This is a genomic window from Sinorhizobium sp. NFACC03, from assembly GCF_900103435.1.
Lineage (GTDB): Bacteria > Pseudomonadota > Alphaproteobacteria > Rhizobiales > Rhizobiaceae > Ensifer.
Genome location: NZ_FMXF01000008.1, coordinates 56618 through 78047, shown reverse-complemented (window position 1 = coordinate 78047; position 21430 = coordinate 56618). Strand labels below are relative to the sequence as shown.

Sequence of the window (21430 nt, the reverse complement as noted above, 5' to 3'; positions counted from 1 at the left end):
CAGGCGGCACCCGCTTTCAAACTATCCAAGTGGAGGATTTATCATGAGCGTGAAGATTTTCGACAAGCCAGAGACGCAAGGTTTCCTGAAGGTCCTGAGCGGCCTCGACAAGGACGGCGGCAGCCCGCGCGTCAAAGAGATCGTGCACCGGCTGATGTCGGACCTGTTCAAGGCGATCGACGATCTCGACATCACCCCGGATGAATACTGGACCGGCATTGCCTGGCTGAATGAGATCGGTGCTGCCGGTCAGGCCGGCCTGATCTCGCCCGGCCTCGGCCTCGACCACTTCCTCGACGAACGTCTCGACGCCATCGACGAGGAGCTCGGCATCAAGAATCCGACACCGCGCACGATCGAGGGGCCGCTTTATGTCGCCGGCGCACCGGCATCGGAAGGCTTCGCCCGTCTTGATGACGGCCGGGACACCAACGGTCACCCGCTGATCATGCACGGCACCGTCTATGATTCCGCCGGCCAACCGCTGAAAGGTGCGACGGTCGAAGTCTGGCACTGTGATACCCGCGGCTTCTATTCGCATTTCGACCCGACCGGTGTGCAGGCGCCGTTCAATATGCGCCGCACGATCGTCACCGACGCCAAGGGCCGTTACAAGTTTCAGAGCATTGTGCCGCACGGCTACGGCGTGCCGCCGGGCAGCCCGACCGAACAGCTGCTTTCGGCGCTCGGGCGTCACGGCCAGCGCCCGGCGCATATTCACTTCTTCATCAGCGCCGACGGTCATCGCAAGCTGACGACCCAGATCAACATAGCCGGCGATCCGTTGGTCAACGACGACTTCGCCTATGCGACCCGCGACGGCCTGGTGCCCGATGTTACCGAGCGGACCGACGAGGCAAGCATCAAGGCGAACGGTCTCTCCGGCCCCTTCGCCGAGATCGAATTCGACATTCATCTCACCTCATTGGTGAATGGCGTCGACAACCAGATCAACGAGCAGCGCAGGCGCACCGCCGCCTGATCATTGTTGCGGCGGCCGACTGAGCCGCCGCCCCCACACCGACATTGTTGCAATAGCCGAACCGAGCACGGATCAGCCGTTTGCGGGAGAAGAACCATGTCTGCAGTTATCGACAAAACCCAGGCCCTCGACGATCTGCTCGCCACCGCAGTCGAGGACGATCATGAGACCGGCATGTTCCGGTGCCGCCGCGATATCTTCACCAACGAAGACCTCTTCGAGCTGGAGATGAAGCACATCTTCGAGAGCAATTGGGTCTACCTCGCCCACGAGAGCCAGATCCCCGAGAACAATGACTATTACACCACCTATATCGGCCGCCAGCCTGTCGTCGTCACCCGCGACAAATCAGGCGAACTGCACGCGGTCATCAATGCCTGCGCCCATCGCGGCGCGATGCTCTGCCGGCGCAAGCACGGCAACAAGGGCAGCTTCACCTGTCCTTTCCACGGCTGGACTTTTTCCAACACCGGCAAACTCCTGAAGGTGAAGGACGAGAAGACCACGCAATATCCGCCGCAATTCGCGAAAGACGGCTCGCATGACCTGAAGCGCGTCGCTCGTTTCGAGAGCTATCGCGGCTTCCTCTTCGGCAGCCTGAATCCTGATGTCTCGTCGCTCGAGGATTATCTCGGCGAGACCAAGGTCATCATCGACCAGATTGTCGACCAGGCGCCCGACGGGCTCGAAGTGCTGCGCGGCAATTCCTCCTACATCTACGATGGGAACTGGAAGCTGCAGATGGAAAACGGTTGCGACGGCTATCACGTCAGCTCCGTGCACTGGAACTATGCCGCGACCATGGGCCGCCGCCACGAGGAGGGCACCAAGGCGGTTGACGCGAGCAGCTGGAGCCGCTCGATTGCCGGCGTCTACGGCTTCGACAACGGCCATATTCTGCTCTGGACCAACACCATGAACCCCGAGGTCCGGCCGGTCTTCCACGCCCGTGAGGAGATCAAGGCGCGCGTCGGCGAAGTGAAGGCGGATTTCATCGTCAACCAGACGCGTAACCTCTGCCTCTATCCGAACGTGTTCCTGATGGACCAGTTCAGCACGCAGATCCGCGTCACCCGTCCAATCAGCGTCGACAAGACCGAGATCAGCATCTTCTGTTTCGCGCCGAAGGGCGAAAGTGCTGCCGATCGCACGCTGCGCATCCGCCAATACGAGGACTTCTTCAACGTCTCCGGCATGGGCACGGCTGACGATCTCGAAGAATTCCGCGCCTGCCAGCAGGGCTATGCCGGCATCACCGCGCTCTGGAACGACCTGTCACGCGGGGCGCCGCTCTGGATTGACGGTCCGGACGACAATGCCAAGCGCATGGGTCTTGCGCCGTTGCTCTCCGGCGAGCGCAGCGAGGATGAAGGCCTGTTCGTCCGCCAGCACGAATATTGGGCGAAGGTGATGCGCGCAGCACTTGCCTCCGAGAAGAAGGGAGCGGTCGCATGAGCATCTCCTACGACACCGCCTGCGCCTTCCTCTACCGCGAAGCGCGCCTGCTCGACGACCGCGAATGGGACGAATGGCTGACCTGCTATGCGCCCGACGTCACCTACTGGATGCCGGCCTGGGACGATGACGATCAGCTGACCGAAGATCCGCAGTCTGAGATCTCGCTGATCTTCTATCCGAGCCGCGACGGCCTGGAGGATCGCGTCTTCCGCATCAAGACCGAACGCTCGGGCGCCTCCACGCCAGAGCCGCGTACCAGCCACAACGTCACCAATGTCGAGTTGCTGGCCGACCGCGGCGAGGAAGTGGATGTCCGCTACAACTTCCACACGCTCAACCACCGCTACAAGGTCACCGACCACTTCTTCGGCACCATGTTTGTGACGCTGCGCAAAAGCGGCGAAGAGCTCGTGATTTCACAAAAGAAGATCGTGCTGAAGAACGACTACATCCGCCAGGTCATCGACGTTTACCACATCTGATGACCGCCGCCTGACGACAAGGGATTGGGAGGAGCAACCATGGCCAGCTACAGGATCGCTTTGAATTTCGAGGATGGCGTCACCCGTTTCGTCGAATGTAGGGACGACGAGAAGGTGCTCGACGCCGCCTTCCGCAACAAGATCAACCTGCCGATGGACTGTTCCGACGGCGTCTGCGGTACCTGCAAGTGCCGCGCCGAAAGCGGTGCCTATGACCTCGGCGACGACTTCATCGACGATGCGCTGACGGCGGACGAGGCCGCAGGCGGGCTGGTGCTGACCTGTCAAATGAAGCCGTCGAGCGATTGCGTCATCGCGGTGCCGACGACCTCGGCCGCCTGCAAGACCGGGCAGCAGAAGTTCTCGGCAACGGTTGCGCGGGTCACCCCGCACAATGATGCGGCGATCGTGCTGGAGCTGGAGGTGGACGCAGCACCGGCCTTTCTGCCGGGGCAATACGTCAATATCGATGTGCCCGGCAGCGGCCAGAGTCGCTCCTATTCCTTCTCCTCGGCTCCGGGTGAACAGCGTCTCGGCTTCCTGATCAAGAAGATCCCCGGCGGTCTGATGAGCAACTGGCTGGAGCGCGCCGAAGTCGGCACGAAACTCGAACTGACAGGGCCGCTCGGCAGCTTCTATCTGAGAGAAGTCCAACGCCCCCTGCTGCTGCTAGCCGGCGGCACCGGTCTTGCGCCGTTCCAGTCGATGCTCGAGGTGTTGGCCCGCACGAACGCCGAGCAGAAGGTTCATCTCATCTATGGCGTCACCCGGGATCTGGATCTCGTGCTTGTCCACGAGATCGAGGCCCATGCCAAACGGCTTGCCAATTTCACCTGCAGCACAGTCGTGGCAGACGCTGCCTCCAGCCATCCGCGCAAGGGCTGGGTCACCCAGCACATGCCGGAAGAGCTCTTCAACGGCGGCGATGTCGACGTCTATCTCTGCGGCCCGCCGCCGATGGTCGATGCGGTGCGCAAGCATTTCGACGACACCGGGGTGAAGCCCAACAGCTTCCACTACGAGAAGTTCACGCCCAATGCGGTGGCGAAGGAGGCGGCATGACCTCCGCGCGCTTCGAAGGACGTTTCGCCGGCAAAGTGCTCGTGGTCACGGGGGCGGCTCAAGGGCTCGGCCGTGCCGTGGCGCTGCGCGCCGCTGCGGAGGGCGGCAAGGTGCTGTTCGTCGATCGTGCCGATTTCGTCGCCGAGGTGGCGGCGGAAGCCGGAAGCGACAAGGCGGCCGCCTTCGTGGCCGATCTCGAAACCCACGAGGGCGCTGCGGCAGCCATGCGCTTTGCCGTCGAAGAATTCGGCGGCATCGACATCCTGATCAACAATGTCGGCGGTGCGATCCGCATGCGGCCCTTCGCCGAATTCGAACCGTCGCAGATCGATGCGGAAATCCGCCGCTCGCTGATGCCGACGCTCTATTGCTGTCATGCCGTCTTGCCGCATCTCTTTGCGCGCGGCGCCGGCACCATCGTCAACGTGTCCTCGAATGCGACGCGCGGCATTCACCGCGTGCCCTATTCCGCGGCGAAAGGCGGTGTCAACGCCATCACCCAGTCGCTGGCGATGGAACTTGCCGAGCGCAACATCCGCGTCGTCGCGACCGCGCCGGGTGGGACGGAGGCGCCGCCGCGGCGGATCCCGCGCAATGCCGCGGGCGACAGCGACGCCGAGAAGGCCTGGATGGGCGACGTCGTCGCCCAGGTAAAGCAGTCGAGCTTCATGAAGCGCTACGGCAGCATCGAAGAGCAGGCGGCACCCATTCTGTTCCTGGCCTCCGACGAGGCCTCCTACATCACCGGCAGCGTGCTGCCGGTCGCCGGCGGCGATCTCGGCTGACGGCTCTCTATCTGAAACGCGCAACGACCTGGGGAGGAGATGATGCGCTCTATCGATGTGAATGAGGCAATAGACGGGAGCCCCCTTGGGGGCTTCCAGTGGATGGTGGTTGCGCTCTCAGCGCTGCTGCTGATTGTCGACGGTTATGACGTCTTCGTCGCCGGCACCGTGCTGCCGACGCTGATCGCCGAATGGGGACTGAGCAAGCCGCAGGCCGGCGCGCTGCAGGCCTGGGCACTGTTCGGCATGATGTTCGGGGCGCTGATCTTCGGCCCGCTCGCCGACCGGATCGGCCGTAAGAAGGGCATCGCCATCAGCTTCGTGCTGTTCACGGTCTCGACCTTGCTGACGGGGCTTGCCGGTTCGCCCGAACAGTTCAAGATCTTCCGGTTTTTCGCCGGTCTCGGCTGCGGCGGCTTGATGCCGAATGCCGTGGCACTGATGAACGAATACGCGCCGAAGCGTCTGCGCGGCACCCTGGTGGCGCTGATGTTCTCCGGCTATTCGGTCGGCGGCATGGTGGCGGCCGGCCTCGGCATCGGCCTCATCCCATCCTATGGCTGGAAGCCGATGTTCTTTATCGCCGCGGTGCCGTTGCTTCTGTTGCCGGTGATCCTCTGGAAGCTGCCGGAATCGCTCGGTTTCCTTATCCGTCAGGGCAAGCAGGACGAAGCGAAGCGGATCTATCAGAAGATCGATCCCGGCGCGCGTCTCGGCGCGGCAGATCGGTTGGTGTTCTCCGAAACGAAGGGCGCCTCTGCATCGGTCCTGGAACTTTTTCGCCACCAGCGCACGCTTCGCACTCTCATGCTCTGGGTCGCGTTCTTCTGCTGCCTGCTGCTCGTCTACCTGCTGTCATCCTGGCTGCCGAAGGTGCTGCAGGAAGCCGGCTATGCGGAGAAGGCAAGCCTGCTCAGCCTGTTCTCGCTGAATTTCGGTGGTATGGTCGGCGCCATTGCCGGCGGCTGGCTCGGCGACCGGTTCGGCCTGCCGAAGGTGGTGGTCGGATTCTTCGTCGCGGCAGCCCTGTCGATCGCGCTGATCGGCTTCAATCCGCCGGCGGCTCTCCTGTTCCTCATGGTCTTCATTGCCGGCGCCACTACGATCGGCACGCAGATCCTGCTCTATGCCAGCGTGGCACAGCTCTACAATCTCTCGGTCCGCTCGACCGGATTGGGGTGGGCCTCGGGCGTCGGTCGCATCGGCGCCATCGTCGGCCCGACGCTTGGCGGCGTGCTCCTGGCGCAGGAGTTTCCGCTGCAGCAGAACTTCGCGATCTTCGCCATCCCGGCTGCGATCTCGGCGCTCGCCATGCTGGTCTTTGCGATCAGCAACGCCCGCCGCGACGAGGTCGTGCAATTGGCGACGGCTTAACGAACGGCGATGGCGGCCGGCCATGAAGGCATCCGGCCGCCATCCCTTTGCGCGTGCGAGACTCGTGCCGCAGCGCGCATGCCTATGAGGCGCAGCGTCGCGCCAACAACCATGAAGCCGCCTTCGCTGGCGGCTTCCCTGATTGGAGTGCCGGTTTCATGGCCTATCTCGACCTACCCAGCCATCGGCTTCATTACCGCATCGACGGCGACCAAAGCGGCAACGCACCCTGGCTGCTCTTCTGCAATTCTCTCGGCACCGATCTCACCATGTGGGACGCCCAGATCGGGGAGCTTTCGCCGCATTTCCGCGTGCTGCGCTACGATCGCAGGGGCCATGGTCGTTCCTCGGCTCCGCCACCGCCCTATACGCTCGCTGATCTCGGCCATGACGTGCTGGCTCTTCTGGATGCGCTGGAGATCGAACGGACGCTTTTCTGCGGCCTGTCGATCGGCGGCCTGACCGGGCAATGGCTGGGCGTGCACGCCGGCAAGCGCCTGGACAGGCTCGCGCTCTGCGCGACGGCGGCGCGCATCGGCACGCCCGAGGGCTGGGCCGCGCGCATCGACAGCGTCAGGGCGGACGGCCTTGCGGCTTTGACCGCTTCCACAGCCGAACGCTGGTTCAGCCCGGAATTCGCAGCCAGCCATCGTGGAGCCGTCAGTCGCGTCCTCGCGAGCTTCGGCACCACCGCGACCGATGGCTATATCGGCGGCTGCACAGCGCTGGCGGGTGCGGATTTGCGAGAGGAAATCGTCAAGATCGCCAATCCCGTGCTCGCCATTTCCGGCGACGGGGATCCGGTTTGTCCGCCATCCGACCTCGAAAATATCGCCGCTCGCGTGCAGCAGGGGCGGCATCTGTCATTGCCCGGTCGCCATATCGTCAACATCGAGTCCGCGCCGGCATTCAACGCGGCGCTGCTCGAGTTCCTTCACGCTTGAAGGCGGATTCACCAGCAGCGCCGCGCAGCCCATCAACGTGCCTCACTTGACTGGAACCACGAGCGGCGCGTCCTTGGTGACGATGTAGGTCGCGAGTTCCGATGCCTTGGCGGTGCCGGCGTTCTTGGCTACATGGGCAACGCCAGCCGGAATGAACAGCGCCTGGCCTGCCTGAAGCGTCACCGGTGCCCGGCCCTCGAGTTGGTATTCCAGCGAACCCTCGAGCACATAGGCGATTTCTTCGCCCGGATGGGAATGCTTGATCGAGGCGGTTCCCGGGTCGATATCGACGCGGACCTGCACAGCCTCGTGTCCGGGCACGCTGATCTCGTTCTTGATCAGGTCCGTGCGCTGAATGCCCTGCATCTGCTGAGCCTCAGCCATGCGAAGCGTCGTCATGCTGCCGGCGATCAGCAGGGCTGCGGCGGCAATGAGGCGGGTCGTTTTCATCGGTTTCTCTCCGTCATAGCGTTGATCGAGTGGGCGTCGTTGGAAGCATTCTGATTTCAACGGAGGTGTGTATTGGCGGTGTGTCGGCCGGGCGCGCTTTTTGTAAGCCAATGTATTTCGCGGTTGGTCTCGATGAATCCACTTGCGGTGTCGAGGTACCGTTTCTGGAAGAAGGGACGGCAAAGCGCGGTCCTGCCTGGCTGGGCGGCGATCCTGGGTGCGCATCGCCGCCAGCCTCGCGATCTCGCCAATCGCTATTCGCCAAGGCTCTGCTGCAAGGCTTCGCGCGCCAGCTTGATGATATCGGCATGGATGTCGGCGCGGGGACGCTCCGTCGGCTCGCAGATGGGGTCGACTTCGCCGAAGGATTTCAGCGCTTCGGCGGCGCCGTCCTTGCATTCCGGCAGGAAACTGAAGTGGTCGGCCCCGGCGATTGCGGCATAGGAGCCCTTTGGCGTCAGTGCCGCCAAAGGCTTGGAGGCGACGGCTAGGGGGATGGTCTCTGCGCTGCCGAGATTGATGAAATGCATCGGGATCTCGATCTTCTTCAGGCTTTCTTCCCTATAGGCCTGGGCGAGACCCGGATCGACCAGTACTGCCGCTTTGATGCGCCGGTCAAGGTTCGATTGTTCGAAGCGGGCTTTGTCGATCGTGCGAAGATCGAGCTTGCCGACCTCGACCGGCATGTCGTTGACGTAGCCTTTACCGCCGGCAAACCAGGCGCAATCCCACTTCCTGTAGCTGTCGCAATAGCGGGCATAGGCATCGAGGCTTGCCTCAGCGCCGGACATCTCCATGGCAGTCGAGCCTCCGAGAGAAAAGCCGAGGACGGCGATCCGGTCGGCGTCGATAACCATGTTCCATTCGCCGGTGCCGGTAAGCTTGTCGATGACGGCGGAAAGATCGGCCGTGCGCTCCCAGAGCTTCGGCGTGTTGTCGGGCGTCGAATCGCCGCTGGTCGTGCCGGGATGGTTGGGGCCGGCGACGATGAAGCCGGCCTCTGCGAGCGCGGTCGCCAGCCAGCTCATCGCTTGAACGCGGCCTCCGGAGCCGTGCGAAACGACGACCAGGGGGAACGGCCCCGGGAGGAAGGGGGCGTTCCTTGCTGCCTCTGTTCCCTTAAAGATCTGGTTGTCGCCGACAAGGGTGGTTTCGCCGCCGGTCGCGGCGGGATACCAGATGGTAACAGAGAGATCTCGTCCCCGTTCGGGAGCCGGAACGCTGATTTCGCTCACGCCGACATCATGGGCATGCGAGGGGGTGGCAACGGCCAGGGTGAAGACGGCGGCGGGCAAGAACTGGAAGAGGGGCATGGGCATCTCGCTTTGTTGAAAAGACGCGCGATCGTCGCCGGCGTTGCACCTCTCCGCGTCCTTGATCGCGATTCAGGTCGTCCCGAATCGCGATCTGAGCCATGACATGCCAGGTTGTCTGCCCGCCAAAGGACTCGCTCTTGATCTTCCTGCCGTTGCCGTTCGTCGTCGCTTTGCTGTTGCTGATCCTGCTGGTTGTCATGCTGCGCGACGAGCCCGCGAAGCGCAATCGGGCGTTTCTCGCCTTGGTGGCGCTCTGCGCCCTCCAGTCTGTTGTCGTCGGCCTGCGGTGGGGTTACGACGTTGCGGCATTGCGATTTGCTCTGCCGGTGCTCGCAAGCTGTGTTCCGCCGCTGGTGCTCGCGAGTTTCCACAGCCTGATCCGCAGCGAGGAGCGAAGCGTTCCCGGCGCCGGGTGGATTCACGCCACGCCCACCATCGGCGTCCTCATGCTCGTGCTGCTCGCGCCGAGATACATCGACTTCGCCCTGATCGTCGAATATGTCGGATATGCGCTGGCGCTTTTGAACCTTGCCCGCACCGGCACGGATGCACTGGACGATGCACGTTTTGAAGACGCCGTTGCGGCGCATCGCGCTTTGGTCATTGCCGCGGTCTCGCTCTGTGTGTCGGCCCTCTTCGATCTTGCGATCATCCTGGACTTTGAATGGACTAAGGGGGCGAATATCGGCCTCATCGTCAGCAACGCGAATTTGCTGGGACTGCTCTTCATCGGACTGACGGCCATGGTCGCGGACCATGCGCGCGCGCTTCCGCTAGCCAGCACGGTCGTCGATGAGGATCCAGTTTCAGTGCCGCAGGACCGGGAGATCCTGGACCGGGTCGATCAACTGCTGGTCAGCCAGAAACTGGCCCGCGACGAAAACCTCACTTTGTCGCGTCTTGCGCGGCGCGCGGGCCTGCCGGCCCGGCAGATATCGACCGCCGTCAATCGGCTGGCCGGCAAGAACGTCTCTCAATACATCAACGATTTTCGAATTGCCGAAGCCTGCCGTCTGCTGCGTGAGACCGACATGTCGGTGACCTCGGCGATGTTCGAATCCGGCTTTCAGACGAAGTCGAATTTCAATCGCGAATTCCGCCGGGTAACATCCCTCAGTCCTGGCTCCTGGCGCGAGCAAAACCGGGAAGAAAAGCCTGGCCAAGAGGGCGGGGCGACCAACGCCACAGGCTATCGCTGACAATTGTGCCCGGCCGCCGTACGGCCGGGCAGGCAAGGGGGCGGACTTAGCTGTCGTCCGCCTCGCGGCGGACGACAGCTACTGTTGATCCCCGACGTTGCGGCCGACGGTGATCGAGAGCTCCCTGGTCTTGCCGGTCCGCCAGACGCTCAAGCTTTTCGAGGTGCCGGGCGAGAGGTCGGCGACCATGCGCGAGAGATCGCGTGGCGACTTGATCGGGCTGCCGCCGAGGGCGGTGACGATGTCGCCAGCCTTGAGGCCTGCCTTGGCGGCGGGTGTTCCATCATTGACGCCGGCGATGAGCGCGCCTTCTGCTTGACGGAGGCCGATCGCATCGGCGATGTCAGAGGTTACCGGTTGAATTTCGACGCCGATGAAGCCGTGCTGGATCGAGCCGTCCTTCATCAACTCGGCGACGACCTTCTGCGCCTGATCCGAGGGAATGGCGAAACCGACGCCGACGCTGCCGCCGTTCGGCGAATAGATGGCGGTGTTGATGCCGACCACCCGACCCGCAGCATCGACCAGCGGTCCGCCGGAATTGCCACGATTGATCGGCGCGTCGATCTGGATAAAGTCGTCATAGGGACCGCTGTGCAGATCTCGTCCGCGTGCCGAGACGATGCCGGCGGTCACGGTCGTGCCGATGCCGAACGGGTTGCCGATCGCAAGCACCTGATCGCCGACCCGCAAGGTGTCGGAATCGCCCCAGGCAACGGTGGCAAGTGGCTTTGCGGGCTTGATCTTCAGGACGGCGAGATCGTTCTTCGGGTCGGCACCGACAAGCTTGGCGGGCACTTGCGTGCCGTCGTCAAGGGTCACCGTGATGCTCGACGCCTTGTCGATGACGTGGTTGTTGGTGATGATGTAGCCATCCGCGGTCACGACGAAGCCGGAGCCGAGCGCTTCGGCCCGTTGAGCGGGGCGCTGTTGCGGGGCCTGGTCCGGCAGCGGAATGCCCTGGTCGCGGAAGAACTGGCGAAATTGCTCGTCGAAGGGCGAGTTTTCGCCGAGTTGCGAGGTTTCGTCGTTACCGGCGTTGTCGGCCTTGATCACGGTCGTAATCGTGACGATCGCCGGCTTGTCCGCCGACACGATCGGAGCGAAGGAGGCGCCGGACGCAAGCGGCACCGCAACGGCCGGGCCGGTTCCGGCGGCCGCAGCCGCGTCATGGCAAGCAAAGACTGCCATGGACAAAGGCGCGACGATGACGGCTGCGCCGAGGAGCGCGGCAGCACGGTACCTCATGAGAATGTTTGACATGATCTTGTTCCTTTCGCTGCCAGGTCGCAGAGAGATCTCAGGCGTGCGCCCCGGTCGGAGGCGAACACGGCTCATTGCTTCGGTCAGCTTCGTGTAAGGGCTTGTGTTGGTTGCCGAGGGACCGGGCTCAGGGAGCGAGCCCGGCGCCGTCGGTGGCGCCCACCCGGAAGCCGGGTGGGCCGCATCTGCCTGTCGATCAGGCCATCCGGGCGATATCCCGGTCGAGGTGCCGAACTTCGTTCTGCAGCCGCGCATAGGATTGCGTGGGCAGCATGCCGTTGTGGGCGGCGGCGGTCTTGACCGCCTGGGCGCGCACTGCACCGTCCTCGCGTTCAAGCTTCCTGTAGTTTGCCGCAGTCAGCTTGCCCTGTTCGCGGTCGGCATTGATCCGGTGGTTGTCGACCCTCAGTTCATGCAGGACGCGGTCTAGGCGCGACGATGCCATGTGAACCGGTGCTCGGTAGACCGGCATGGCCGGGGCCGTCATGTCGTCCTGGGTGAAAATGCCCTGGTAGTAATCGCCCGTATAGGCGCCCTTGTCACTGTCGCGACCGAAGTCGTGGTGATCGGCCGCAAAGGCACCGCCGGCGAAAACGACGAGGGCAAGGGTTGCGATGGTGGTGGTCTTGAGGGGCGAGCGCATATCTGCATCTCCTTCAACGCGGGAAGCGGGAGGAGCTTCCCTGCGAGGCCGTCTCCTATTGTCGCGTCGCGGCCGAAGCGGTCGCCGGCAATATTCAGCCTCGGTTCGAAGGTAATACTTTGATGCGCGTTAGTCATGTTAATATAATGTAATATTTCTCTGTCCTTTCTTGGAAGTTAAAATCATTAATTTTATGTAATAAACGCTGTCCGCGCTTTCTCCTGGAAACTATTCTACTCGCCCATCCCTCGGAAAGGGGTTTGCGGGCCCCGTGCTTGCGTGAGCGTCGAAGAAATAGCTAGGAGCCGGCGTAGTGCGCGCGAGGGCGGATAAGTTCGCCGCTCTCGACTTGTTCCATCGCATGAGCGAGCCAGCCGACGGTGCGCGCAAGCGCGAAAATGACGAGCGGCGCATCGTCAGGGAGAGTATAGGCCGCTGCGAGGGCGGCCAGCGAAAAGTCGAGATTGGCGGGTTCGCCGAGCAACTCCTCGCCGGCTTCGGCCAAGGTGGTGTAGAGTGCCGGCACCTCGAAGCTTGCCATGATCGCCTTGGCGCGCGGATCGCCATCGGGATAGAGCCGGTGGCCAAAGGCCCTGACCACGCCCTCGGAAGAGAGCATTCCCCGAATCGCTTCGCGCACGCCGCTCGCCGCCGCCTGTTCGGCCAGCCGCGTGACGCTGAGCCAGGCGCCGCCATGCCGCGGGCCGGTGAGAGTGGCAAGACCAGATAGCGTGGCGGCGGAAAGCGCCGCGCCGGAGGAAGCTGTGACCCGGGCTGCGAAGGCCGACACGTTGAGCTCGTGCTCGGCGGTCAGCACCAGGCACTTGCGGATCGGCTCCGCCGCCTCCGGCCGTCCCCAGCCCAGCGCCAGCCGCCGGTGCAGCGGCATCTGCTCTGGCGATGGCGCCATTCCCGTCGCGACGCTCGCAAGCACATCGGCGGCTTCAGCCTTCAATATCGCCGGACGGCGGCCGAGCGCCGGCAGGTCGCTTTCGATCCGTGCAGCCAGGCGCGCGAACGTTGCCGCCAGGCGCGATTGGCTGCCGCCATGATCGCCGGCGGGAACGGTCACTGGCTCGGATGCTTGCCAAAGCAGCGCCGCGACCTGCTCCAGCGTCGCGTCGCCGGAGAGTTCGACCGCATCGCGGCCGCGATAGAAGAGCCGTCCGCCCGCAATATTGGAGATCGTCGTCTGCAGAACCGGCTCGCCCCAGCGGATCGCTTCGGCGGCGACGACCGCCGCCTGCCGTCGCCCGGCATGGCGTTCGGCCAGCCGATGCACGTCGTCGGCCTGATAGAGGCTGCGGCGCGGGTCGGAAGGGTCGGGCTTGGCGCGAATGCGCCCGCGGCTGACATTGGCATAGAGCGTCTGCCGCTTGCTACCGAGCCGGGCGAGCGCCTCTTCGGCGGTGATCCAGAGTGTCTTCATGTTGATCGATTGCATCAAGATTGACGTCAATAGGTCTAGGTCGGATCATTCTCTGCGTAAAGGAGAAACTTGATATGAAGAACGGACTTGAAGACGTCGTCGCCGCCGAAACGCAGCTCTCCCATGTCAACGGTGAGGCCGGCGAATTGATCATCCGCGGCGTCTCGCTCGATCACCTGGTCGGGCACGCGCGCTATGAAGATGTCGTCGCCCTGTTGTTCGGCGGACTGCTGGGGCCCGCGCCGGATCGGGCCGAGCTTGCGAAGCGCCTCGGACAAAAGCGGGTGGAGGTCTTCGCTCACGTCCCCGCTATCGACGATGCGTTGCTGGAACTGCCGCCAGTCGACATCATGCGTGCGTTGATCGCCCGGCTTCCGGATGGAGACGATCTCGATACGGCACTGCGCTTGCTGGCCGCCGCGGCCGTCTTCCTGCCGGCGGCGCTGCGCCTGAAGAAGGGTGAAACCCCGGTCGCGCCGACGCCGGCACTTTCCCACTCCGCCGATATTCTCGCAATGCTTGGTGCAAGCGTGCCGAGCAAGGAAGAAGTGGCGGCGCTCGATGCCTATCTGGTGACGATTTCGGATCACGGCCTCAACGCTTCGACCTTCGCGTCGCGTGTGGTCGCGTCCACCAAAGCCGGCCTCACATCTTCGGTTCTCGCTGCGATCAGCGCGCTTAAGGGGCCGCTTCATGGCGGTGCGCCGGGACCGGTGCTCGACATGCTGGATGCGATCGGGATGCCGGAGAACGCGCAAGTCTGGCTCTCGGAGGCGCTCGACCACGGCGAACGGCTGATGGGTTTTGGCCATCGCGTCTATCGCGTCCGCGATCCCCGCGCCGACGCGCTGAAAGGCGCACTGAAGCAGCTGAGCGCCGCCGACCCGGCAAACCGCGATCGGATTCAACTGGCCGAAGCGGTCGAGCAATCGGCGCTTGCCATCCTGAAGGTGCGCAAACCGGACCGTCCGCTCGACGTCAATGTGGAGTTCTACACGGCTCTACTGCTCGACGCTTTGAAGTTCCCGCGGGAAGCCTTCACCGGCGTGTTCGCGATTGGTCGAACTGTCGGCTGGATCGCCCACGCACGCGAACAGGCGCTGGAAGGCCGCCTTATCCGGCCGCGTTCGCTCTATGTCGGGCCGATGCCGCAAAAGGCGGCCTGAGCTCCGGCGTGCGGACGTCCTCTATTGTGAGGCCGATACCGTCCGCGAATTTCGCAGGTGGTGTTGAAAGAACGCCTTCAGGTCGCGGAAGTCGTTGAAGCCGACGACGGTCGCAAAGCGGGCGACCGTCATCGGTGAAACGGAACAGGCGAGCGGAAGGCCAGGTCTGGTTCGAGCTCAATCCGCGCGACGCCTTCTACATTCCGGCGGGTTTCGACCACCAGCACTTCAACATGTCGGGCGATAAGGTGGAGTTCGTCTTCGGCGTCGCGCCGGAGTTCTGACCTCCCACGAAAAAGCCGGACAACATCTGTCGATATTGTTCGGCTAAAGGTGTCCGGAGACGCTTTGACGTCATCTGGAACGAATGGGCGACCGTCAGGCCGCCTTCTTCGCGTCAAAGGGGATCTCGATATCGACCGCGAGCGTCGAAACCTGCGCGCCGCGTTCCATCGTCACCTTGACCTTTTCGTCGTCGATCTGCATGTGCTTGGAGATCGCCTTCAGAATTTCGTCGCGCAGCTTGGTGACGAGATCCGAATCGCCTGCGGATGCGCGCTCATGCGCCAGCAGGACCTGCAGCCGTTCGCGGGCGGCCGGTGCTGACTGGGAGCGGGAGAAGAAACCGAACAGATTCATGCCGCCTTCCTTCCGAAAATCTTGCCGAGGAAGCTGCGCTTTTCACCGGGAATGGTGATTGGCAGGGTTTCGCCCTTCAGCCGGCGCGCTGCGTCGAAATAGGCCAGCGCCGGCGCTGAGCGGTTGTCTGCCAGCGTGACCGGCGAGCCGACGTTGGATGCACGAAGCACGTCCGCGCTCTCCGGGATGATGCCCATCAGCGGGATCGACAGGATTTCGAGCACGTCGTCGACCTTCAGCATGTCGCCGCGCTCGGCGCGAAGCGGGTCGTAGCGGGTGAGCAGCAGGTGCTTTTCCATCCGCTCGCCGTTTTCGGCCTTCAATGTCTTGGAATCGAGCAGGCCGATGATGCGGTCGGAATCGCGCACCGAGGAGACTTCCGGATTGGTCACGACGATGGCGATATCGGCGTGGCGCATGGCGAGCGTCGCGCCGCGTTCGATGCCGGCAGGGCTGTCGCAGATCACCCAGTCGAAGGCGTTCTGCAGGGCGGCGATGACCTTCTCGACCCCTTCCGGCGTCAGATTGTCCTTGTCGCGGGTCTGCGAGGCCGGCAGGAGGTAAAGCGTTTCGACCCGCTTGTCGCGGATCAGCGCCTGCGACAGCTTGGCCTCGCCCTGGATCACATTGACCAGGTCATAAACGACACGCCGTTCCGCGCCCATGACGAGATCGAGATTGCGCAGGCCGACATCGAAGTCGACGACCACGACCTTGTCGCCGTTCTGCGCAAGCGCAGCACCCAATGCGGCGCTGGACGTCGTCTTGCCGACGCCGCCTTTGCCCGATGTAACTACGACTACCTTGCCCATTCATCTCTCCAAGTATTTAAACTACGCCTTCGCCTTACGTCACGATGGTTCTGGATCGACCCAGAACCCTAAGCGGGATGCGGGCGGTGTCCGCCCGGCCATCCCCATCCCGCTCTAGCCGAGCGTTCCCGCCTTGAGCGCTTCGCCGTCGAGCCAGATCTGAACGGACTTGCCGCGCAGATGCTGCTCCATGTCGTCGGCGGTCTTGTAAAAGCCGTCGATCGCAATCAGTTCCGCTTCGAGCTTGCGGCAGAAAATCCGTGCCGAAACATTGCCGGTGGTGCCGGCCATCGCCCGGCCGCGCAGCGCGCCGTAAATGTGGATCGATCCGCCGGCGACGACCTCGGCGCCAGAAGCGACCGAGCCGATGATCGTCACGTCGCCTTCCGGGAAGAACAGCGACTGTCCGGAGCGCACCGGCTGGGTCACGACGATCGAGGGTGTTGCCTTGGTGGCAAGCGGCTCGGCCGTGATGACGGCTTCCGTTTCTGCTCCTGGCACCTCGGCCTTTTCTGCCTGCTCCGCCATCTTCGCTTCGTAGTCGGCTGCCGGGCGCCCGTCGTTCATGGCCGGCGGCAGATCGGCGCCGAGCAGCGACTGTCGCGCACCTTCGATGCCCATAATCCGGACATTGCGTTTGCCGAGCTGATCGACGAGCTCGCGCAATTGCGAACGATCGATTTCGAGGCCATCGACGTCGAGCACGACGGGCCGCCGGAGGAAGAAACCGGCGGAGCGGGAAGCCAGATCGTCGAGCCGGGTGAGCCAATCCTCGAGGGGCAGCTCGGGGGTCAGCGCTAGCGCAAGGAAGGAGCGCCCCTTGAGGCGGATCGGCCGGGATTCGGTTAACACATCGTTCATCTTGGTAAATTTTCCGTTGCCTCGGTGTACCGAGGAAATGGTTAACAAATGGTTAATTCAGCAGTGCGAAGGTTAATGAGGCGAGTCCCGCGGCGGGCCTTCCGGCACTGAAAAACAAGGTAAATTGGGCGTCGGAACAAGCCGATCTTTTGGCCATTATTGCCTTGGTGATGGCGGATTTGACCGTCTGCTGCCCGCTGACGAGAGGGTGATTCATCGATCTCTTTGCATGCGATTCGCCCGGCCTCACGAAGGGAGTTGACATTGGAGTGTCAAAATAAGAACATAACGTGAACATATGGAGGTTTCCCATGAGCCGGACAGAAACCATGACCCATACGGAAGAAGTGATCGAACGCGCCATGGCTGCCGTTGCAGCCGCCCGGAAGAAGCGGGAACGCGAAGCCGAGTGGCGGAAGCGGACCTTCGGACGCATCGACATGACGCCGCCCCTGCCGCGGTTGAAGCGCGGCGGAGTGCAGCTTTCGCTGCGGCTCGATGGTTCGGCACGGTGATAGAAGTAACGACTACTGCGGGACCGGTGGGCCGATGCCAGGGCGCCTGGCGCAGGGGCAATCCGACCGAAAGCCGCCGATGCCCGCGTGCGGTGATGGGCGGATCGAGACGAAGCTTCGAGAGGACTGACCATGAGGCATCGTCGAAGCATCGACCTGATGCCGCGCGAAAATGCTGCCGACTACGGCTCGACCCTGGAGCTGCTACCGGAATGGTATGTGCTCGTGGCGAAGTGCGGGAAGTGCCGGCATCAAGGGCGAATTGACCGTCGGGTGATAGCCAGCACCTACGGATGGGGCATCCACCTCAATTCCATCGGCCGAACACTCAAATGCTCGCGCTGCGAAAACAGGGAGGGGAACAAACTGCTCCTTGGCAAGTTGCCCCGCGACTAGCGGGGCAGATCGTGTGCCGCGTGGCAGAAACCCGCTGCTCACGGGTCAGTCGGCGCTTTCAAAATGGAATCATGCGAACCGGGCATTTCTCTAGAATATGGTCGCGAATATAAAGTATCTAATCGCTCTTTGTCGGAATATGTAAGGCATCGCCCGTGCTTATTTTGATTGTGTAGGCGACTGTTAACGGAAGTTATCAAGCGTGATCCGAAAGCAAGAAGGTAATATTGGAACAATTTATTATCCATTTCGTTGAGTTTGTGATCGAACGAAAGGATGAGATCATGAAGAAGCTTGTAATCACGGCGGCTGTTGCTTGTCTACTGGCAGGCTCCGCCTTTGCTCAGGACGCCAACAAGCAAGCCGGTACGGCTGCAGGCATGGCCGGTGGTGCGGCAGCGGGTGCTGTCGTCGGCGGCCCGATCGGTGCCGGCGTCGGCGCCGTTGTGGGTGGCGCGCTCGGTGCAGCGCTGACGCCTCCGCCGCCGGAAGTGGTCACCTATGTCGAGCAGCAGCCGGCTCCACCGTCTGTCGTCATTCAGGAACGGATCGTGGTCGGTAAGCCCATCCCGTCGGCTGTCGTCCTGACGCCGATTCCGCAAAACCCGCGTTACGCCTATGCGGTCGTCAACGACCAGCGGGTGATCGTGGAACCGCAGTCGAGAACGGTGGTCCGGGTCATCAACTGACGCGGGGCTCAATAGTCTCGCCTTAAGCGGCGGCGTTCAAGCGCCGCCCCTTTTGCGGTTTTCGCCGGCTTCGTCGCAGCCGCGCTCGCTTCACTGACAGCGGATGGATCTATGATCCGCAACACCGCACCATCGTACCGATGCAGCAGTGCTGCTAAACTCGCAGCGACAAACGCCATGATCGACGAGGGGAGCCCGGCTTGGCAGTGATCGTGCATGAGAACTGGCCCGTTGAGCTATGGCGCCCCGGCGTCGAAACGCGGATGGTGATCTCCGCGGTGAACGGCGCCTCGCAACTGTGCTTGTTCGAGCAATGGGTGGCGCCCGGCGCGGGCGCTCCGACGCATCATCATCCCGTTGAGGAGATCCTGACGGTGCTCGCCGGCAAGGCCGAGATGTGGATCGAAGAGGAACGCATCATCGTCTTGCCCGGCCAGTCTCTTATCGTGCAACCGCTCCGCCGCCATGGCTTCACCAATATCGGTAGCGAGACGCTCCAGCTTCAAGCCATCCTTGCGGCAGCAAGCTTCGAGGCCCGGTTTGACGGTTCGGTCGAAAGCGTCAGACGCTGGTGCGGCGAGGTCGACTAGGCCGCCGGTTCCCTGAACCTCAAATCCCTCCTGCACGCGATGACGTCCCGGTGCATCCGTTTGCCCGGCTTCGTCTTCCGGGTATAGTTCAAAAGCCCCTCAGCACAATTGCCGACCGCCGCTTTTTCCAGATCTCGTCAAACTCGGCGAATGTCTCGGGATATCTAATATATATTTCAAATTAAATTGCCTATATTCGGAAAGTTTATTCGATATTGCTTTGTGCCATCCCTGTAATACATTCACTAATCGGGATGTATATTCGAGTCTTCGAGCATACTCTTAAGTCGATCGAAGAGGATAGCGATATGGCGAAGATCGTAGGCTCGTCTGCGGGCGACGTTTTGAAGGGCACCGAGGAAAGCGACCGCATCTGGGGCCTCGTCGGCTTCGACACGATCGATGGCGGCGGCGGCGACGATTTTGTCAACGGCGGGGCGCATGACGACATGTTGACGAGCTCGAGCGGCTACGACCGGATCGACGGCGGCGACGGCAGTGACCAGATCGTTCTCACCGGGACCGGCGGGGCCATTACCGGAGGCAGGGGTTTCGACGGTCTCGTCGTCGACTTCTCGCAAAGCGCCGACCGGATGGTCTTCAACGGTGCCGGCGGCCATGGCTATGTTGGCGATCCGAGCGCTGTCAGCCAGCATGTCTTCTTCCACGATATCGAGTGGCTGCGCCTTCTTGCCGGCAGCGGCGACGACCGGATCACGGGGACCGCCGGGAGCGACCGGATCTCGACCGGAGCCGGCATCGACGTCGTCAATGCGGGCGCGGGAAACGACATCATCACCAATACAGGCGGACACGATCGTCTCGATGGCGGCGATGGAAACGATCGCTTTGTTCTCGTCGGGACGGGCAGCACCGTTTTTGGTGGTGCCGGAGACGATACCCTGGTCGTCGATCTTTCGGGATCGACTGCTCCGGTCGTGTTCAACCTGGCGAATGGTCACGGCATTATCGGAGACGGGACGCAGACGGAGCGGCACCTCTTCGTCCAGCATCAGGATGTCGAGCGGGTTGTGCTGATGACCGGACGCGGGAGCGACCGTGTTACGGGAAGCGCGCTTGGCGACGTTATTGAGACGGCCGGCGGCAACGATGTCGTCGATGCTGGCGCGGGCGACGACAGGATCACGGACGGGCTCGGTGCCAACCGTCTATTTGGCGGCGACGGCAGTGACCAGATCATCTCCACATTCTACTCCGCCGAGATCGACGGCGGTGCGGGCCAGGACTGGCTCTATATCAGCGAGATGCAGCGCACGAGCGATCTCACCATCGATTTCGCCGCTGGCAAGGTTTCGACCGGTACCGTGCTGCGCGGCTTCGAGGAGGTGAGCCTCGCGCTCGGCAGTGGGAACGACCGGGTCATCGCGGGCGACCTTACCTATCTCGTGGTCGATGCCGGTGCCGGGGACGATCACATAGAAGGCGGTGCCGGGCGTGACCGGTTCGATGGCGAGGAGGGCGACGACTATATCGATGCAGGCGCCGGAGACGACACGATCGAGACGGGCGTTGGCGACGACGTGGCTTTTGGCGGTGACGGCAGGGATACGCTCGCCAATGACGGTGGCAGTGACGTGCTCGACGGCGGGCCCGGCGATGATTGGCTGCAGGATACCTTTCCCGGCAGCGGCAGCCTTGGCGTCGCGTCTATCCTGCGCGGCGGCTCGGGCAACGACACGCTCAACGCCCGTTACCTCGGTGAGGCCGATGGCGGCGAAGGGCGGGATCTGTTGAACCTCAACTATGGCGGCTTGCCTGAAGCGACGGATTTCGATGCGGCACGCGGCATAACGCATACCGGACTGACTTTCGCCAATGTCGAATATTTCAACGTCACGTCCGGGCGCTACGACGACGTGCTGCGCGGCGCCGAAGACAACGACACTTTCTATTCGTCGAGCGGCAACGATATCCTCGACGGGTACGGCGGAGATGACACGCTGAGCGGCGCCTCGGAAAACGACCAGCTCTTCGGCGGTGACGGTGCGGATATCCTCGACGGCGGTTCGCAAAATGACCTCTTGAGCGGCGGCAATGGCGCCGATCGGCTGACGGGCGGCAGCGGCGCCGACACGTTTCTGTGGTCGTCGGAAACCTCCGGCGAGGCCGGTCTCGATCGCATCCTTGATTTCAACGGCAGGCTGGGCGATCGGATCGCCTTTTCCGAGGACGCCCAGGACGCCACGGGCATTCACAGCTATGCCGATTTTCTCGCTGCCGCGCACGATACGGCCGACGGCGTGTTCGTCGCCTTCAACGGTTCCGATGCCGAGGGCATTCTGATCGAGGACGTTTCGCTTTCGGTTCTCACGGAAAGCGATGTCGTCTTCGGCCTCGGTTGAGGTTTCGCCGGG

Annotated in this window: 21 protein-coding genes and 1 pseudogene; 14 read left to right on the top strand and 8 right to left on the bottom strand. The window is 62.8% G+C overall.

Annotated elements, in window-relative coordinates; genetic code table 11:
- Positions 1 to 43: 43 nt before the first annotated feature.
- From catA to pcaD, 7 genes are all read left to right on the top strand, one after another.
- Positions 44 to 982 (top strand): catechol 1,2-dioxygenase, encoded by a 939-nt coding sequence (gene catA, locus BLU35_RS13215; RefSeq protein WP_093233348.1) that lies wholly within the window; start codon positions 44 to 46, stop codon positions 980 to 982.
- Positions 983 to 1078: 96 nt separating this feature from the next.
- A complete protein-coding gene (locus BLU35_RS13210) occupies positions 1079 to 2437 on the top strand; it encodes a Rieske 2Fe-2S domain-containing protein (protein ID WP_093233347.1) in 1359 nt (452 codons plus the stop codon).
- Positions 2434 to 2922 (top strand): benzoate 1,2-dioxygenase small subunit, encoded by a 489-nt coding sequence (gene benB / locus BLU35_RS13205; protein WP_058322765.1) that lies wholly within the window; start codon positions 2434 to 2436, stop codon positions 2920 to 2922. Before BLU35_RS13210 ends, benB begins: the two co-directional genes overlap by 4 nt.
- Before the next feature lie 39 nt (positions 2923 to 2961).
- A complete protein-coding gene (benC, locus tag BLU35_RS13200) occupies positions 2962 to 3984 on the top strand; it encodes a benzoate 1,2-dioxygenase electron transfer component BenC (protein ID WP_093233346.1) in 1023 nt (340 codons plus the stop codon).
- Positions 3981 to 4769 carry a benzoate diol dehydrogenase BenD gene (benD, locus tag BLU35_RS13195; protein WP_093233345.1) on the top strand — a complete coding sequence of 263 codons (789 nt, stop codon included), beginning with the start codon at positions 3981 to 3983 and terminating at the stop codon, positions 4767 to 4769. The genes benC and benD overlap by 4 nt, the downstream gene beginning before the upstream one ends.
- Before the next feature lie 39 nt (positions 4770 to 4808).
- The gene (locus BLU35_RS13190) at positions 4809 to 6143 is read left to right on the top strand and encodes an MFS transporter (RefSeq protein ID WP_210185134.1); all 1335 of its coding nucleotides are present in this window, start codon (positions 4809 to 4811) and stop codon (positions 6141 to 6143) included.
- A 158-nt stretch (positions 6144 to 6301) separates the two neighbouring features.
- Positions 6302 to 7087 carry a 3-oxoadipate enol-lactonase gene (gene pcaD, locus BLU35_RS13185; protein WP_093233442.1) on the top strand — a complete coding sequence of 262 codons (786 nt, stop codon included), beginning with the start codon at positions 6302 to 6304 and terminating at the stop codon, positions 7085 to 7087.
- 42 nt (positions 7088 to 7129) lie between these two features.
- On the opposite strand, the gene BLU35_RS13180 is transcribed toward pcaD, so the two are convergent.
- Together BLU35_RS13180 and BLU35_RS13175 are read right to left on the bottom strand one after the other, a co-directional pair.
- Positions 7130 to 7537 carry a cupin domain-containing protein gene (locus BLU35_RS13180; protein WP_093233343.1) on the bottom strand — a complete coding sequence of 136 codons (408 nt, stop codon included), beginning with the start codon at positions 7535 to 7537 and terminating at the stop codon, positions 7130 to 7132.
- 254 nt (positions 7538 to 7791) lie between these two features.
- On the bottom strand, positions 7792 to 8850 hold the full coding sequence (locus BLU35_RS13175; protein WP_093233342.1) for an alpha/beta hydrolase family protein: 1059 nt from the start codon (positions 8848 to 8850) through the stop codon (positions 7792 to 7794).
- Positions 8851 to 8990: 140 nt separating this feature from the next.
- Between BLU35_RS13175 and BLU35_RS13170 the strand changes: the two genes are divergently transcribed.
- Positions 8991 to 10052, top strand: coding sequence for a helix-turn-helix domain-containing protein (locus BLU35_RS13170; RefSeq protein ID WP_093233441.1), 1062 nt, complete (start codon positions 8991 to 8993; stop codon positions 10050 to 10052).
- 81 nt (positions 10053 to 10133) lie between these two features.
- Here the strand turns inward: BLU35_RS13170 and BLU35_RS13165 are convergent.
- From BLU35_RS13165 to BLU35_RS13155, 3 genes and pseudogenes are all read right to left on the bottom strand, one after another.
- Positions 10134 to 11315, bottom strand: a pseudogene (locus BLU35_RS13165) (Do family serine endopeptidase); the annotation flags it as partial.
- Between the two features lie 196 nt (positions 11316 to 11511).
- On the bottom strand, positions 11512 to 11958 hold the full coding sequence (locus BLU35_RS13160; protein WP_093233340.1) for a hypothetical protein: 447 nt from the start codon (positions 11956 to 11958) through the stop codon (positions 11512 to 11514).
- 298 nt (positions 11959 to 12256) lie between these two features.
- Complete coding sequence (locus tag BLU35_RS13155) at positions 12257 to 13387, bottom strand: citrate synthase (protein ID WP_093233440.1); 1131 nt, start codon at positions 13385 to 13387, stop codon at positions 12257 to 12259.
- Positions 13388 to 13461: 74 nt separating this feature from the next.
- Here BLU35_RS13155 and BLU35_RS13150 point away from each other — a divergent pair, with 74 nt between their 5' ends.
- Positions 13462 to 14553: a citrate synthase/methylcitrate synthase gene (locus tag BLU35_RS13150; protein ID WP_093233339.1), complete on the top strand. Its 1092-nt coding sequence runs from the start codon at positions 13462 to 13464 to the stop codon at positions 14551 to 14553.
- A gap of 134 nt (positions 14554 to 14687) precedes the next feature.
- Positions 14688 to 14837: a cupin domain-containing protein gene (locus BLU35_RS35615; protein WP_176907239.1), complete on the top strand. Its 150-nt coding sequence runs from the start codon at positions 14688 to 14690 to the stop codon at positions 14835 to 14837.
- A gap of 94 nt (positions 14838 to 14931) precedes the next feature.
- Here the strand turns inward: BLU35_RS35615 and minE are convergent, their stop codons facing one another.
- The 3 genes from minE to minC form a co-directional block, all read right to left on the bottom strand.
- Positions 14932 to 15192 (bottom strand): cell division topological specificity factor MinE, encoded by a 261-nt coding sequence (gene minE, locus BLU35_RS13145; RefSeq protein WP_057251956.1) that lies wholly within the window; start codon positions 15190 to 15192, stop codon positions 14932 to 14934.
- Positions 15189 to 16004 carry a septum site-determining protein MinD gene (gene minD, locus BLU35_RS13140; protein ID WP_057251955.1) on the bottom strand — a complete coding sequence of 272 codons (816 nt, stop codon included), beginning with the start codon at positions 16002 to 16004 and terminating at the stop codon, positions 15189 to 15191. Before minD ends, minE begins: the two co-directional genes overlap by 4 nt.
- A gap of 114 nt (positions 16005 to 16118) precedes the next feature.
- Positions 16119 to 16865 (bottom strand): septum site-determining protein MinC, encoded by a 747-nt coding sequence (minC, locus tag BLU35_RS13135; RefSeq protein WP_093233338.1) that lies wholly within the window; start codon positions 16863 to 16865, stop codon positions 16119 to 16121.
- Positions 16866 to 17194: 329 nt separating this feature from the next.
- On the opposite strand from minC, the gene BLU35_RS13130 reads away from it, so the two are divergent.
- From BLU35_RS13130 to BLU35_RS13110, 4 genes are all read left to right on the top strand, one after another.
- The gene (locus tag BLU35_RS13130) at positions 17195 to 17380 is read left to right on the top strand and encodes a hypothetical protein (RefSeq protein ID WP_057252114.1); all 186 of its coding nucleotides are present in this window, start codon (positions 17195 to 17197) and stop codon (positions 17378 to 17380) included.
- 680 nt (positions 17381 to 18060) lie between these two features.
- Positions 18061 to 18465: a DUF1236 domain-containing protein gene (locus BLU35_RS13120; protein WP_093233439.1), complete on the top strand. Its 405-nt coding sequence runs from the start codon at positions 18061 to 18063 to the stop codon at positions 18463 to 18465.
- Between the two features lie 206 nt (positions 18466 to 18671).
- On the top strand, positions 18672 to 19055 hold the full coding sequence (locus BLU35_RS13115; RefSeq protein WP_286161521.1) for a cupin domain-containing protein: 384 nt from the start codon (positions 18672 to 18674) through the stop codon (positions 19053 to 19055).
- Positions 19056 to 19363: 308 nt separating this feature from the next.
- Positions 19364 to 21418 carry a calcium-binding protein gene (locus BLU35_RS13110; protein WP_093233336.1) on the top strand — a complete coding sequence of 685 codons (2055 nt, stop codon included), beginning with the start codon at positions 19364 to 19366 and terminating at the stop codon, positions 21416 to 21418.
- Positions 21419 to 21430: the final 12 nt, after the last annotated feature.